Genomic DNA, 13,353 nt, shown 5'->3' on the forward strand with positions numbered 1-13,353 from the left:
CCGATGGCGGCAGGACTTGACCGCGAGAAGGCGTTGGAGAACGCCCTCGCGCAGATCGACAAGGCGTTCGGCAAGGGTTCCGTCATGCGGCTGGGGGACGACACCCGGCCACCGATCCAGGCCATCCCCACCGGCTCCATCGCGCTGGACGTGGCGCTGGGCATCGGCGGCCTCCCCCGTGGGCGCATCATCGAGGTGTACGGCCCCGAGTCCTCGGGGAAGACGACGGTCGCCCTGCATGCGGTGGCCAACGCGCAGGCGGCCGGGGGTATCGCGGCGTTCATCGACGCCGAGCACGCGCTCGACCCGGACTACGCCGGGAAGCTGGGGGTGGACACGGATGCCCTGCTCGTCTCCCAGCCCGACACCGGCGAGCAGGCCCTGGAGATCGCGGACATGTTGGTCCGCTCCGGGGCGCTGGACATCATCGTCATCGACTCGGTGGCTGCGCTCGTCCCACGCGCCGAGATCGAAGGCGAGATGGGTGACAGTCATGTCGGCCTGCAGGCCCGGCTGATGTCGCAGGCGCTGCGCAAGATGACGGGGGCGCTGGCGAACTCCGGTACCACCGCGATCTTCATCAACCAGCTACGCGAGAAGATCGGCGTCATGTTCGGCTCTCCGGAAACGACGACCGGTGGAAAGGCGCTGAAATTCTACGCCTCTGTCCGGCTGGACGTCCGCCGGATCGAAACCCTCAAGGACGGTGCCGAGGCGGTGGGTAACCGTACGCGGGTCAAGGTGGTGAAGAACAAGGTCGCGCCGCCCTTCCGCACGGCGGAGTTCGACATTGTGTACGGCGGCGGTATCAGCCGTGAGGGTTCGCTGATCGATATGGGTGTCGAGCACGGCATCATTCGCAAGTCCGGTGCCTGGTACACCTATGACGGCGACCAGCTCGGTCAGGGTAAGGAGAATGCTCGCTCCTTCATGCGGGACAATCCCGACCTGGCCAACGAGGTGGAAAAGAAGATCAAGGAGAAGCTGGGTATCCTGCCGACGCTCGAAGCCGATGCCGCGGCACCGGTTCCAGTCGATCTCTAGCAGATGCGTCCAGGTCGACACGAAACCGAGCATGGCCCGACCCCTGCTGGCAACGCCGGGCAAGATCCGGTGGACGGCGGAGGTCGGGCGGTCGACCCGGTGGTGGCAGCGCGGGAGATCTGCCTGCGCCAGCTCACCACCCGTGCGCGCAGTCGGGCCGAGCTCGCCGCGACCCTGCGTCGCCGAGGTGTCGCGGCGGATGTCGCTGAGACGGTGCTCGACCGGCTGACTGCGGTTGGCCTGGTGGACGATCGCGCTTTCGCCGCAGCCTTCGTCTCTTCCGCGCGCAGTCATCGTGGTCTGGGACGCCAGGCTCTGGCAGCCGAGCTGCGTCGCCGCGGGGTGCAGCCCGAGGTCGTCCAGGCCGCCACCGAGGTCGTCGCCGACGCCGACGAGGAGCACAACGCCCGCGATCTGGTGCGCCGTCGGTCCGCGGCGATGGGCGGGCTGCCCGCGCCGGTGCGGGTCCGCCGCCTGCTGGCCCTGCTGGCTCGTCGCGGTTACTCGGCGCAGCTGGCCGCTCGGGTCGTCCAGGAGGAGCTTGCGGCTGTCGACCTCGACCAGGCTGGCCTCGACCCGGACGAGCTGGACTCGGGGGAGGTGGAGCCGGACTGGTAGTCCCGTGAGCTGCGGCCCGATTGCGGTGGACGGCCCGCGTCCGGCTAAATCCGTGATTTCTTGACGGGCTAATCCGTCGTGATCTACCCTTCGATGAAAGGGTGACAGGATCCCGTGGCGACGCGATGTAGATGGCGCGATGTCGACGGCACGATGGTTGATGACACGATGTTGATGGCGCAGCGTAGATAGCGTGATGCAGATAGCCGATCCAACTTCACACGTGGGCATCTGTCGTCGGCGGGTGCCCAGGCCGGTGCGCCACGTAGCTCATCAGCATTGATGGCGTGCGTGCGTGTCCGACGCGATCCCGCCTGCTGATGGGGAGTTCGCCTGCCGCCCAGCATGGCCGTGTTCGTGCCAGGTCGTGGATCCTTCGCCGCTCCAGTCGAGCCCGCTCCCGCGGGCCCGGTAACAGCCGGAGGGAGCAGCGGTGGAAGGCGTCCTGGTCATCATCCTGTCCGTCGTTGTGCTCGTGCTCGCGGGGCTGGTCGTGATGGTCGCCCGGCTTGCCCGCCCCACCACGGGACTGCTATCCCGCTCAGGCCGCTCACGATGGTCCTTGCCGGCGATCGGACCCGAGATCAGGTCCGGGTTCGCGTCCGTGGATGTGGGCGGTGGCGTGCCTGCCGTACCGGGTCTGCCAGGCGAGGAGGATGAGGAGCCCACCGTGCGGGTGCTTCCCCCGTCCGCGGCAGAGCGTCAACCTGCCGCCGATGAGGGGCTGCCGGTCGCGGATGAGGGGCTGCCGGTCGCCGAGGCGGCCCAGATCGCCGCAGGTGACGACCTTGAGCGGGTCGATCCGGCTGGTCCGGCCGACCCGGCGTCGGGTGGCGGTCAGGATGCCGCGGGCGGTCAGGTGCTGGCCCGGGCGGAGCGGGAGGCGCAGGAGCGGCTGGCCCGGGCGGAGCGGGAGGCGGCCGAGATCCGTCGTCGGGGCGCCGAGGAGGTCGCGGCGCTGCGGGACCGGGTCCGGGCGCAGGCCGCGGCCGAGGCGGAGCGGCTCGAGGCGGCTTCCCGTGACACGGTCCGCGCCGAGGCGGAGGCGGCCCGGGTCGAAGCAGCGGCGATCCGGGCCGAGCAGCGACTTCGGGCCGACGCGCTGGACGCACGGGAGCAGCGGTTGGCACAGCGGGTCGCCGAGCTTGACGAGCAGGCGAGCCGACTGGCCGACCGGAGTCGGGAGCTGCACGAGCAGGAGGCGGAGCTCACCCACCGGGTCGCCGAGGCGGACGGGCGGGACGCCGACCGGCAGCGGGCGTTGGAACGGATCGCCGGGCTGACCGCCGTGCAGGCCCGGGCCGAACTCGTCACGAGCATCGAGCAGGACACCCGTCGCGAAGCGGCGCTGCGGGTTCGGGAGATCGAGGCGCGGGCAGAGGAGGAAGGCGAGCAGCGGGCGCGGCGCATTGTCACCACCGCGATCCAGCGGGTGGCCTCCGAGCAGACCACCGAGTCCGTCGTGACCGTGCTCGCGCTGCCCGGCGACGACATGAAGGGGCGGATCATCGGCCGGGAGGGCCGTAACATCCGCACGTTCGAGTCCGTCACCGGGGTGAACGTCCTGATCGACGACACTCCGGAGGCGGTGCTGCTGAGCTGCTTCGATCCGGTGCGTCGCGAGATCGGCCGGATCACGCTCGCGGCCCTGGTCGCCGACGGGCGCATTCATCCGCACCGCATCGAGGAGGAGTACGCCCGGGCCCAGGTGGAGGTCGAGGCGCGCTGTGTGCGGGCCGGGGAGGACGCCCTGGTCGAGACCGGTGTCTCCGAGCTGCACCCGGAGCTCATCGTCCTGCTCGGACGACTGCGTTACCGGACCAGCTACGGCCAGAACGTGCTCGCACATCTGATCGAAAGCGCGCATCTGGCCGGGATCATGGCCGCCGAACTGCAGATGGAGCTGCCGCTGGCGAAACGGGCCGCGCTGCTGCACGACCTCGGCAAGGCGCTGACCCACGAGGCGGAGGGCTCACATGCGCTCGTCGGTGCCGACGTGGCCCGCCGCCACGGCGAGTCGGAGGAGGTCGTGCATGCCATCGAGGCGCATCACAACGAGGTTGCGCCTCGGTCGCTGTGTGCCGTGCTCACCCAGGCCGCCGACCAGATCTCCGGTGGTCGGCCGGGTGCCCGTCGGGCGAGCCTCGAGTCCTACGTACAGCGCCTCGAACGCATCGAGCGGATCGCGGGCGACCGGCCCGGAGTGGACCGGGTGTTCGCCATGCAGGCCGGCCGGGAGGTCCGGGTGATGGTCGTGCCTGAGGAGGTCGACGACGCCGCCGCCCACCTGCTCGCCCGCGACGTCGCCCGGCAGATCGAGGACGAGCTCACCTATCCCGGCCAGATCCGGGTCACCGTCGTGCGGGAGACCCGGGCCGTCGGCACCGCCCGCTGACCAGGCGCAGCTCCGGCCCCGGCCCCAGCGATCACCGATGTCACGGCTGGGCCGGTGGCCTGCCGTCCGGGCCGGCAGCGGTGTCGAGCACGAGGGCGGCATGGCCGGTGCCGAGCCGTCGGCTCTGTCGTCGGTCCAGCCACCGGGCCAGCAGGGACAATAGTCCGTTGGTCACGATGTACATCAGTGCCATCACCGTGTAAATGGGCAGGGCGTAGTCGCTGCCGAGGAACTCCACCGCGCCGCGGCCCGATCGCAGCAGCTCGCTGTAGGCGATCACGAATCCGAGCGAGGTGTCCTTGAGCAGGGTGACCAGCTGGCTGACCAGGGTCGGGCTCATCCGCCGCACCGCCTGCGGCAGTTGGACGAGCCGGAAGATCTGTAGTGGACGTAGACCGAGGGCGGCGGCGGCCTCCGTCTGACCACGGTCGATCGCGCCGACACCGGCGCGGAAGATCTCGCTGAGGACCGCGCCGTTGTAGGCCGTCAGGCCGAGAACCAGCGCCCAGAACGTCGACACCTGCCAGCCCAGCGCCGGCAGTCCCAGGTAGGCGAACAGGATCAGCATCAGCACCGGCAGGCTGCGCAACAGCTCCACGACGGCGGTGGCCGGCAGCCGCACCGCCCGACGCTTGGACATCTGCCCGAGGGCCAGCAGCAGGCCGAGGGCGACCGCGAGCACCATCCCGGTGGCGGCCGCGCGCAGGGTGGCGAGCAGCCCCTTCCACAGCAGGGTGCGCAGGGCCGGCTGGTCGAGGAACACCCGCCACAGCTCGCCATCCAGCTGGCCCTTGTCAGCCAGCCGGGTCAGGGCGAGGGCGACCAGCCCGGCGAACACGGCCGCCGCGACGATGCTGCCGAGCAGGATGCGCTGGCGTCCGCGCGGCCCGGGTGGATCGGCGAGGACCAGGGGTGTGCCGCTCATCGCGTCCGCTCCAGCCGTCGCTCGGTGATCGCCAGTCCGACTGCGAGGGTGAGGGTGAGGATCAGGTAGCCGACGACACCGCCGAGCAGGACGGCGATCACGGCGTCCGGGTTCGCCGTGGTCAGCCGCTGCACCACCCCGGTCAGTTCCTGGACGCCGAAGGCCGCGGCGATCGAGGTGTTACGGATCAGGGCGCTGAGCACACTGCCCAGTGGCTGCAGGACCGCCCGTAGCGCCTGCGGCAGTAGGACGAGGCGGAAGTTCTGGCCGAAGGTCAGCCCCAGAGCCCGCGCGGCCTCGGCCTGGCCGACGTCGACTCCGTTGATGCCGGAGCGCACCGCCTCGCAGACCAGCGCCGCATGATAGATCGACAGCGCCAGGACGGCGAACGTGAAGTAGGAGAACACGATGTCCAGCCGCGGCAGGACGAACACCACGAAGAAGAACACCACGGTCAGCGGGGTGTTACGCACGATCTCCACATAGGCGGTGCCGGCCCAGCGCAGCGGCGGGACCGGCCCGACCCGCATGGTCGCGAGCAGAGTGCCGCCGATCAGCGCCGCCACGGCGGCGAACAGGCTCAGCTCCACCGTGCGGCGCAGGCCTTCGGCGAAGATGTCGAGGTTGTCGAAGACTGCGTCGATCGCGAGCTCCTCGGGTCGCTCCGGTCGCTCTGCCCGCCTGCAGGCGGCTGGCAGGCGCGATGCCTCCGGCCCGCGGGACGGGGCGGGAACGGAGACGGGGGACGCGGCGGGGGGACGGCCGCGGGCAGTCGTCCCCCCGCCGCGTCGAGCCGTCACGCGGCTCGGTGGATCAGGAGATGGATCAGGAGATGAGGTGGATCAGGAGGTGTAGCGGTCCACCGGGGGAGGCGTCGGGGTGGACTTCTCGACCTTGCCGACGGTGCTGGCGAACGCCTTCTCCCAACGGCCGTCGCGGTAGGACGCCTCGAGGGTGTCGTTGATGAACGTGCGGAAGGCGGTGTCGCCCTTGCGGATCCCGATGCCGTACGGCTCCTTGGTGAACGGCTCGCCGACGAGCTTGAAGGCGTCCGGGTCCTTGTCGATGAGGCCGAGCAGGATGACGTTGTCGGTGGTGACGGCGTCGACCTGGCCGTTCTTCAACGCGTCCGCGCACTTGCTGTAGACGTCGAACAGCACGAGCTGGGCGGTCGGCGCCACCTTGCGGATGTTTTCGGCCGGGGTCGAACCGCTGACCGAGCAGACCTTCTTGCCGCCCAGCGTGTCCTTGCCGGTGATATCGGTGTTGCCTTTCTTCACCATGATCGACTGTCCGGCGGTGTAGTACGGCCCGGCGAAGTCGATGACCTTCTTGCGTTTGTCGTTGATGGTGTAGGTGGCGACCACCAGGTCGACCCGGCCCTGTTCGATGAAGGGCTCGCGGTTCGCGGACACGGTCTCCACGAAGTTGATTTTGTCCGTCGGGATCCCCAGCGCACCGGTGATGATTTTGGCGATCTCGACGTCAAAGCCCTCGGGCTTGCCGCTGAGGTTCTTCAGGCCGAACAGCGGCTGGTCGAACTTGGTACCGACCGTGATCTTCCCGGCGTCGTGCAGGCGGGCCATGGTCGTCCCGGGCGCGAAGCTCGCGGCGGCACTCGGCGCGACCGCGGCGTCACCGTCGCTGCCGCCGTCGCTGCCGCAGGCGGACAACCCCAGCGTGGTCAGTAGTGCCGCGCCGAGCACCAGCGCGCCACCGCGCCGGCGGATCCGTTGACCTCGACCGAACAGGGTGCCTCGACCAGGCAGGGTGCCTCGACCGAACACTGTGCGCATGAACCATTCCTTCCGAAGGGGAGAGGGGCGTGGTGCGCGAACCGTCGTGCAGCTGGACGACATCGGCGCCACGGCGGGGACGACTGGACCTGGGCGCCGTGGCAGGGAGTCGGTGCCGTGGCAGGGTGTCAGTGGCGCAGGACGCGGCCGAGGAAGTCCCGGGCCCGGGCCGAACTCGGTGCGTCGAAGAAGGTGGCCGGTGGGGCGGTCTCCACGATGCGACCGTCGGCCATGAAGGCGACCCGGTCGGCGGCGGAGCGGGCGAAGCCCATCTCGTGCGTGACGACGATCATGGTCATGCCGCTGGCGGCCAGCGATCGCATGACGTCGAGCACTTCGGAGATCATTTCCGGGTCGAGTGCCGAGGTCGGCTCGTCGAACAGCATCAGGACCGGGTCCATCGCGAGGGCCCGGGCGATCGCGGCCCGCTGCTGCTGGCCGCCGGAGAGCTGCCGGGGCAGCTGGTCGGCCTTGTCCGCGATGCCGACCCGTTCGAGCAGCTCCCGGGCCCGCGCCTCGGCCTGCGACCGTTTCTGGCCGAGCACCTTCACCGGGCCGAGGGTCAGGTTGTCGAGGATCGTCCGGTGCGCGAACAGGTTGAACGACTGGAAGACCATGCCGACCCGCGCGCGCATCCGGGCGAGCTCGCGACCCTCCGCGGGCAGCGGCCTGCCCTCGAACAGGATGCGGCCCTCGTCGATCGTCTCGAGCCGGTTGATGCACCGGCACATCGTCGACTTGCCGGAACCGGACGGTCCGATGACGACGACCACCTCGCCGGACTCCACCGACAGGTCGATATCGGACAGGACGCGGTTGTCGCCAAACGACTTGCCGACTCCTTCCAGGGCCACCAGGGGCACGAGTTCCTCCCGTCACAGGGACGCCAAACGGTGGGTGATGGGTCGATCATCCCGATCCGGGCCGCCTCGCGTCGCCAGACGCGCGCAGGAGTCGTGAGCCCGACAACCGGTGCGACGGCGCCGTTCGGCGGGGTCCCGACCGTCGAGCGGAAGTGCGTGCCGTAGCCGACCTGTCGCATACAAGTGCAAGAGCGCGCGATGCCCGCGGTATGCCGATCGTTCCCGCGGGCGTCGCGATGACGCGCCGTCGTCAGGGCTCGTCGTCCTGATGTGTCCGTCGAGGGCCCCGTAGGCTGGTAGGCGTGACCGGCCGCAGTTACGAGGTACGCACGTTCGGATGCCAGATGAACGTTCATGACTCCGAACGGCTCGCCGGCCTGCTCGAATCCGCCGGCTACGTCCGTGCGGGCGCCGATGTCGAGGCGGACGTCGTCGTGTTCAACACGTGTGCGGTCCGGGAGAACGCCGACAATCGGCTCTACGGCAACCTCGGCCAGCTCGTTCCGGTAAAGAAGAACCATCCCGGCATGCAGATCGCGGTCGGCGGCTGCCTGGCGCAGAAGGACCGCTCGACGATCCTGCGCCGGGCCCCCTGGGTCGATGTGGTCTTCGGTACGCACAACCTGCACCGGCTGCCCGTCCTGCTCGAACGCGCCCGGCACAACGCCGCGGCCCAGCTGGAGATCGCCGAGGCGCTGGAGGTCTTCCCCAGCACCCTGCCGACCCGACGGTCGAGCCACCACAGCGCATGGGTCAGCATCAGCGTCGGCTGCGACAACACCTGCACCTTCTGCATCGTGCCGAGCCTGCGCGGCGCCGAGCGCGACCGCCGGCCCGGTGACGTGCTCGCCGAGGTCGAGGCACTGGTCGCCGAGGGCGTCCTGGAGATCACCCTGCTCGGTCAGAACGTCAACTCCTACGGCCGGTCCCTCGGCGATCCGGGCGCGTTCGCCAAACTGCTGCGGGCCTGCGGCACGGTCGACGGGCTCGAGCGGGTGCGCTTCACCTCGCCGCATCCGCGGGACTTCACCGACGACGTCATCGAGGCGATGGCCACCACCCCGAACGTCTGCCACCAGCTGCACATGCCGCTGCAGTCCGGCTCGGACGCGGTCCTGCGCCGGATGCGCCGCTCCTACCGGCGCGACCGCTACCTCGGCATCATCGACCGGGTGCGGGCCGCGATGCCCGACGCCGCGATCACCACCGACATCATCGTGGGCTTCCCCGGCGAGACCGAGGCCGACTTCCGCGAGACCCTGGACGTCGTCCGTGCGGCGCGGTTCTCCGGTGCGTTCACCTTCCAGTACTCGCCGCGTCCCGGCACCCCGGCGGCGACCATGGACGATCAGGTCGACCGGCCCACGGTCGCCGAGCGCTACGCCAGGCTGGTTGCCCTGCAGGACGAGATCGCCTGGGCCCAGAACCGGGAACTGGTCGGCCGCCGGGTGGAGCTGGTGGTCGCCGAGGGCGAGGGCCGCAAGGACGACGCCACCGGACGGCTCTCCGGGCGGGCCCGCGACGGTCGGCTGGTCCATTTCCGTGCCGCCGAGCTCGCCACCGGGCCGGGGGACGGTCGGGCCGGGGCCATCCGGCCGGGCGAGATCCGGCCGGGCGACGTGGTGGACACCGTCGTGACCAGGGGCGCGCCGCATCATCTGACCGCGGACGGACCGGTGCTCGCGTGGCGCCGGACCCGGGCCGGGGACGTGTGGGAGCAGACCAACCGGGCGCCGTCGGAGGCACGGTCGGCATCGGCAACGGGAACGGCGCAAGCGGCGGACCGTCCGGCCGTCGTCCTCGGCATGCCGGCCCGGCGTCCCGCGGCGCCCCCGCCCGCACCGGCGCCCGTGGACACCGTGGACCTGGACTCCCGGCCGCTGCTCCCGCTGGTGGAGTCGTCGGTCGCCGGCTGCTGCGGCGACACTCCCGCTGCTGTGCCCGGCCCGCGGTGACGTTCGTCGCGGCGGTGGTCTGCCCGCATCCACCGTTGCTCGTCCCGGAGGTCGGCGGGGCCGAACCGGTAGCGGTGCGCCCGGTCGCGCTCGACGCGGTGCGCCGGCTGGCCGCGGCCGGTCCGGATCGGATCGTCGTCGTCGGTGACGTCGGCGATGTGGCCGCTGCGATCGACTTTGGCCCCACGGCCACGGGCACCTACGCCGGTTACGGCGTCCCGCTCACCGTCGGCCTCGCCGCCCACCCCGGCTCGTCGCCCACTGCTGTCCTGCCAGCCGGCGGTGAGTCCGTCGCCGACCCGGCAGGATGGTCCGGCGACGGTGGCGAGCCGTCGCTGCCGCTGTCGCTCACGACCGGGGCGTGGCTGCTCGCCGCCACCGGCTGGCCGGGGGTTCGCACGGCGCTGGGCGTGCCGGCGGGGTACTCGCCGGACCAGGCCGCCGAGCTCGGAGCGCGCCTGGCGGCGGGCAGTGCGTCCGACGAGCGGCTCGGGTTGCTGGTGATGGGGGACGGCTCGGCCCGGCGGACCCTGAAGGCCCCCGGTGGTCTGGACGAGCGGGCGGAGCCGTTCGACGCCACCGTCGCGACCGCCCTGGCCGACGTCGACCCGGCCGGGCTGCTGGACCTCGACCCCGTGCTCGCCCGCGACCTGCTGGCCGCCGGACGAGCGTCCTGGCAGGTGCTGGCCGGCGCGCTGGTCGCCACGGCCGGTGCGACTGCCGCGATCACCGCGACTCGGGACGACACGCCCCGCGCAGCCTGGACCGGCGAGCTCGTCTACGACGAGGCACCCTACGGTGTCGGCTATCTGGTAGCCGTATGGATCCGGGGGAACGCCGAGCGTGAGGGAATGCGCGAGTGACCTGCCGTCGGGGGTTCGACGCACCGAGGTAGCGGGGCTGGCCGCGTTGCGGGTCGGGGTACGGACGGGTCCGGCGGTGCTGCTGCTCGCCGGATTCGCCGCGAGCAAGGAGGACTGGCTGCCGATCCTGCCAGCGCTGGCCGCCGCCGGATTCAACGCGACCGCGCTCGACCAGCGCGGCCAGTACGAGTCGCCCGGACCAGACGACGTCGACGGCTACTCGCTGACCGTCCTCGCCGCGGACGTCCACCGGGTGCTGGCGGAGCTCGGTGGCGCACCGACGCACCTGGTCGGGCACAGCTTCGGTGGTCTGGTCGCGCGGGCCACGGTGCTGGCTGAGCCCGGTGCGGTGCGCTCCCTGACCCTGCTGTCCTCGGGGCCCGCCGGCATTGTCGGACGCCGCCGGGCGGCGCTGCGCACGATCACGCGCGTGCTGCAGCACGGCGGCCAGCCGGCCGTGTGGGCGGCGCTGCAGGCCGTTGCGCGCCCGCGCCCCGACCAGGCTGACGAGTTCCTGCGCCGCCGCTTCTTCGCCCACCACCGCGCGAGCCTGGCCGCGGTCAGCGAGCAGCTGCTGTCCGCGCCCGACCAGGTCGACGAGCTGGCCGCGGTGGCGCACCTGGCGCGGCTGCCCGTCCTGGTCGCGCATGGTGACGGCGATGACGGCTGGCCGGCGACCGTCCAGGCCGACATGGCCCGCCGCCTCGCCGCCCGCTACGAGGTGATCCCCGCCGCCCGCCATGACCCGGCCGCGGACAGCCCGCAGGCCCTGGTGGACGTGCTCGTCCGGTTCTGGCGGTCCGACCGCCGCTCCCAGGTGTCGGGAGCCGCCTAGGAGGCCGTCTCGACGAGGCCGGATCAGCCCCGGGCGCACCGGTTGCGACCTGCGGGGACCGTGGCCGAGCCCGTGGCCGTGGCCTGCCCCCGCCGGGGGCCGTGGCACGATTCTGATCGTGACGAACGGGTCGGGCAGTGCCGAGCACGGGCCGAGTGGGCCGAGTGGGCCGGTGGTGGCGGTGGTGGGGCCGACAGCGGCGGGTAAGAGCGATCTGGGTATCGAGCTCGCACTCGCGCTCGGCGGTGAGGTCGTCAACGCCGACTCGATGCAGCTCTACCGTGGGATGGACATCGGCACCGCCAAGGTCGCCCCGGACGAACGCCGCGGGGTGCCACATCACCTGCTCGATGTGTGGGAGGTGACCCACCCCGCCGACGTCGCGAGTTTCCAGACCGACGCCCGGCGGGTGATCGACGCGCTGCTGGCGGCGGGCCGGGTCCCGGTTCTCGTCGGCGGCTCGGGTCTGTACGTGCGCGCCGCCCTGGACGATCTGAGTTTTCCCGGCACGGACCCGGCGGTACGGGCCCGGTGGGAAGCCGAACTGGCCCGCCGCGGGCCGGGTGAGCTGCACGCGGAGCTCGCCCGGCGGGCGCCGCAGGCGGCCGGCGCGATCCTGCCCGGTAACGGCCGCCGGATCGTGCGGGCCCTCGAGGTCGTCGAACTGACCGGGGATTACGCGGCGACGCTTCCGGAGCACCGCGCGGTCTACGACGTGGTGCAGATCGGGGTCGATCGGGGCGATCTCGACGAGCGCATCACCCAACGGGTGGACAGAATGTGGAACGCGGGTTTTCCGGATGAAGTGCGTCGGTTGGCGCAGTGCGGGCTCAGGGAAGGTCGTACGGCGTCCCGTGCGCTTGGATACGCTCAGCTGCTCGCCTGGATGGACGGCGCAATGGAGTCCGCAGAGCAGGCCAAGCTCGCCACAATTTCCGCGACCCGCCGTTTCGCCAGGCGGCAAAGATCCTGGTTTCGGCGGGATGGCCGGATATCGTGGCTCGACCAACCGGACGTCGCGCAGGCGCTACGGCTGGTGGTTCGATCTGACGGGTGACGGGTTTGTCCGATCGCCGGAAGCATGGTCGTCGCAGGGTCGCGGCGTCGCCGGAATCCGGCCCGTGGCGGCCTGTCCCGCGCGGCGTCTGGAGAGATCGCTGTGACCGTGCCCGCCACCGCCGGTGGTTCGCCACCCGACCTGACCCTCGTCCCTGCTCTTTACGCCGCCTTCGACGACGGCTCGCTGCGGCTGCATTTCCAGCCCGAGGTGGATCTGCGCAACGGTTCGGTTCCCGGCATGGAGGCGCACCCACGCTGGCAGCATCCCGAACGTGGAGTACTGGGCCCCGCGGAGTTCATGCCGATCGCCGCGGCGGCCGGGCTTGTCCACCAGGTCGACCAGTGGGTGCTGCGAATGGCCGTGACCGAGGCACGGACCTGGCATCGGATGGCGGTGGGCACGCCGATCCGGCCGCCCCGGCTGTGGGTGAACATCGACGGACGGCAACTGGCCAGCCCCGCGTTCGTCACCGAGGTGGACCGGCTGATGTCCGGGCGACTGCTACCCGCGGGCGCGATCGGTCTGGAGTTCAGCGAACGGGCGCTGGGCCTGGCCGCACCGGTCGTGCCGGGGCTGCTGGCCCGGCTGCACGCGCTGGGCGTCGCGATCGCGGTCGAGTCGTTCGGGACCTGGTTCGGTTCGCTGGCCGTGCTCGACCTGCTGCCGCTGGACCTCGTCAAGCTTGACGGTGTGTATCTCCAGGCCACCATGCGTGACCTGGAGGGGGAGGCGGTCGTGGCGGCGATCGTCCGGCTCGCGCACAGCCGGGCGCTGACCGTCGTCGCCGACGGCATCGACACCGCCCGGCTGGCCGCCCGGGTGCACGACCTGGGCTGCGACCGCGCCATCGGCCCGGTGTTCTGCCCACCCGTCCCGGTCGAGGACGCCCGGATGATCGCGCTCGGCCGGGGCCGTCCCGACCGCTGGCACCGTCCGCCGCAGCGCACCGACGACCGCCTGCGGGCCTGGGTGCCGGCCGCCGGGCCGCCGAGCTGAGCG

12 protein-coding genes are annotated in these 13,353 nt (G+C 71.4%); 8 read left to right on the plus strand and 4 right to left on the minus strand.

Features of this window, described 5'->3' with window-relative positions:
* Positions 1–3: 3 nt before the first annotated feature.
* The 3 genes from recA to rny all read left to right on the plus strand — a co-directional run bounded on the left by recA (position 4) and on the right by rny (position 4,057).
* The gene (recA, locus tag ND747_RS17130) at positions 4–1,044 is read left to right on the plus strand and encodes a recombinase RecA (RefSeq protein WP_251734605.1); all 1,041 of its coding nucleotides are present in this window, start codon (positions 4–6) and stop codon (positions 1,042–1,044) included.
* 69 nt (positions 1,045–1,113) lie between these two features.
* Positions 1,114–1,662, plus strand: a complete 549-nt coding sequence (gene recX / locus ND747_RS17135; protein WP_251734606.1) for a recombination regulator RecX — start codon at positions 1,114–1,116, stop codon at positions 1,660–1,662.
* A gap of 433 nt (positions 1,663–2,095) precedes the next feature.
* Positions 2,096–4,057: a ribonuclease Y gene (gene rny, locus ND747_RS17140; RefSeq protein WP_251734607.1), complete on the plus strand. Its 1,962-nt coding sequence runs from the start codon at positions 2,096–2,098 to the stop codon at positions 4,055–4,057.
* Positions 4,058–4,097: 40 nt separating this feature from the next.
* On the opposite strand, the gene ND747_RS17145 is transcribed toward rny, so the two are convergent.
* The 4 genes from ND747_RS17145 to ND747_RS17160 form a co-directional block, all read right to left on the minus strand.
* Positions 4,098–4,982, minus strand: a complete 885-nt coding sequence (locus tag ND747_RS17145) for an amino acid ABC transporter permease (protein ID WP_251734608.1) — start codon at positions 4,980–4,982, stop codon at positions 4,098–4,100.
* A complete protein-coding gene (locus ND747_RS17150; protein WP_374216255.1) occupies positions 4,979–5,626 on the minus strand; it encodes an amino acid ABC transporter permease in 648 nt (215 codons plus the stop codon). The genes ND747_RS17145 and ND747_RS17150 overlap by 4 nt, the downstream gene beginning before the upstream one ends.
* Before the next feature lie 198 nt (positions 5,627–5,824).
* On the minus strand, positions 5,825–6,778 hold the full coding sequence (locus ND747_RS17155) for a glutamate ABC transporter substrate-binding protein (protein ID WP_251734609.1): 954 nt from the start codon (positions 6,776–6,778) through the stop codon (positions 5,825–5,827).
* Between the two features lie 128 nt (positions 6,779–6,906).
* Positions 6,907–7,641, minus strand: a complete 735-nt coding sequence (locus ND747_RS17160) for an amino acid ABC transporter ATP-binding protein (RefSeq protein ID WP_308204643.1) — start codon at positions 7,639–7,641, stop codon at positions 6,907–6,909.
* Between the two features lie 344 nt (positions 7,642–7,985).
* Between ND747_RS17160 and miaB the strand changes: the two genes are divergently transcribed.
* The 5 genes from miaB to ND747_RS17185 all read left to right on the plus strand — a co-directional run bounded on the left by miaB (position 7,986) and on the right by ND747_RS17185 (position 13,350).
* A complete protein-coding gene (miaB, locus tag ND747_RS17165) occupies positions 7,986–9,596 on the plus strand; it encodes a tRNA (N6-isopentenyl adenosine(37)-C2)-methylthiotransferase MiaB (RefSeq protein ID WP_251734610.1) in 1,611 nt (536 codons plus the stop codon).
* A complete protein-coding gene (locus ND747_RS17170) occupies positions 9,593–10,459 on the plus strand; it encodes a class III extradiol dioxygenase subunit B-like domain-containing protein (RefSeq protein WP_251734611.1) in 867 nt (288 codons plus the stop codon). Before miaB ends, ND747_RS17170 begins: the two co-directional genes overlap by 4 nt.
* Positions 10,440–11,294, plus strand: coding sequence for an alpha/beta fold hydrolase (locus ND747_RS17175; protein WP_251734612.1), 855 nt, complete (start codon positions 10,440–10,442; stop codon positions 11,292–11,294). Before ND747_RS17170 ends, ND747_RS17175 begins: the two co-directional genes overlap by 20 nt.
* 175 nt (positions 11,295–11,469) lie before the next feature.
* Entirely contained in the window at positions 11,470–12,351 is an 882-nt protein-coding gene (gene miaA / locus ND747_RS17180) for a tRNA (adenosine(37)-N6)-dimethylallyltransferase MiaA (RefSeq protein WP_251734638.1), read from the plus strand.
* Between the two features lie 102 nt (positions 12,352–12,453).
* Positions 12,454–13,350 (plus strand): EAL domain-containing protein, encoded by an 897-nt coding sequence (locus ND747_RS17185; protein WP_251734613.1) that lies wholly within the window; start codon positions 12,454–12,456, stop codon positions 13,348–13,350.
* Positions 13,351–13,353: the final 3 nt, after the last annotated feature.

This window comes from Frankia sp. R82, from assembly GCF_023716925.1.
Classification (GTDB): Bacteria; Actinomycetota; Actinomycetes; order Frankiales; family Frankiaceae; genus Frankia.

Bases quoted from the DNA above. Each gene is read 5' to 3' on its own strand.
- recA (WP_251734605.1), top strand. From the start codon at position 4: ATGGCGGCAGGACTTGACCGCGAGAAGGCGTTGGAGAACGCCCTCGCG.
- ND747_RS17145 (WP_251734608.1), bottom strand. From the start codon at position 4,982: ATGAGCGGCACACCCCTGGTCCTCGCCGATCCACCCGGGCCGCGCGGA.
- ND747_RS17155 (WP_251734609.1), bottom strand. From the start codon at position 6,778: ATGCGCACAGTGTTCGGTCGAGGCACCCTGCCTGGTCGAGGCACCCTG.
- miaB (WP_251734610.1), top strand. From the start codon at position 7,986: ATGAACGTTCATGACTCCGAACGGCTCGCCGGCCTGCTCGAATCCGCC.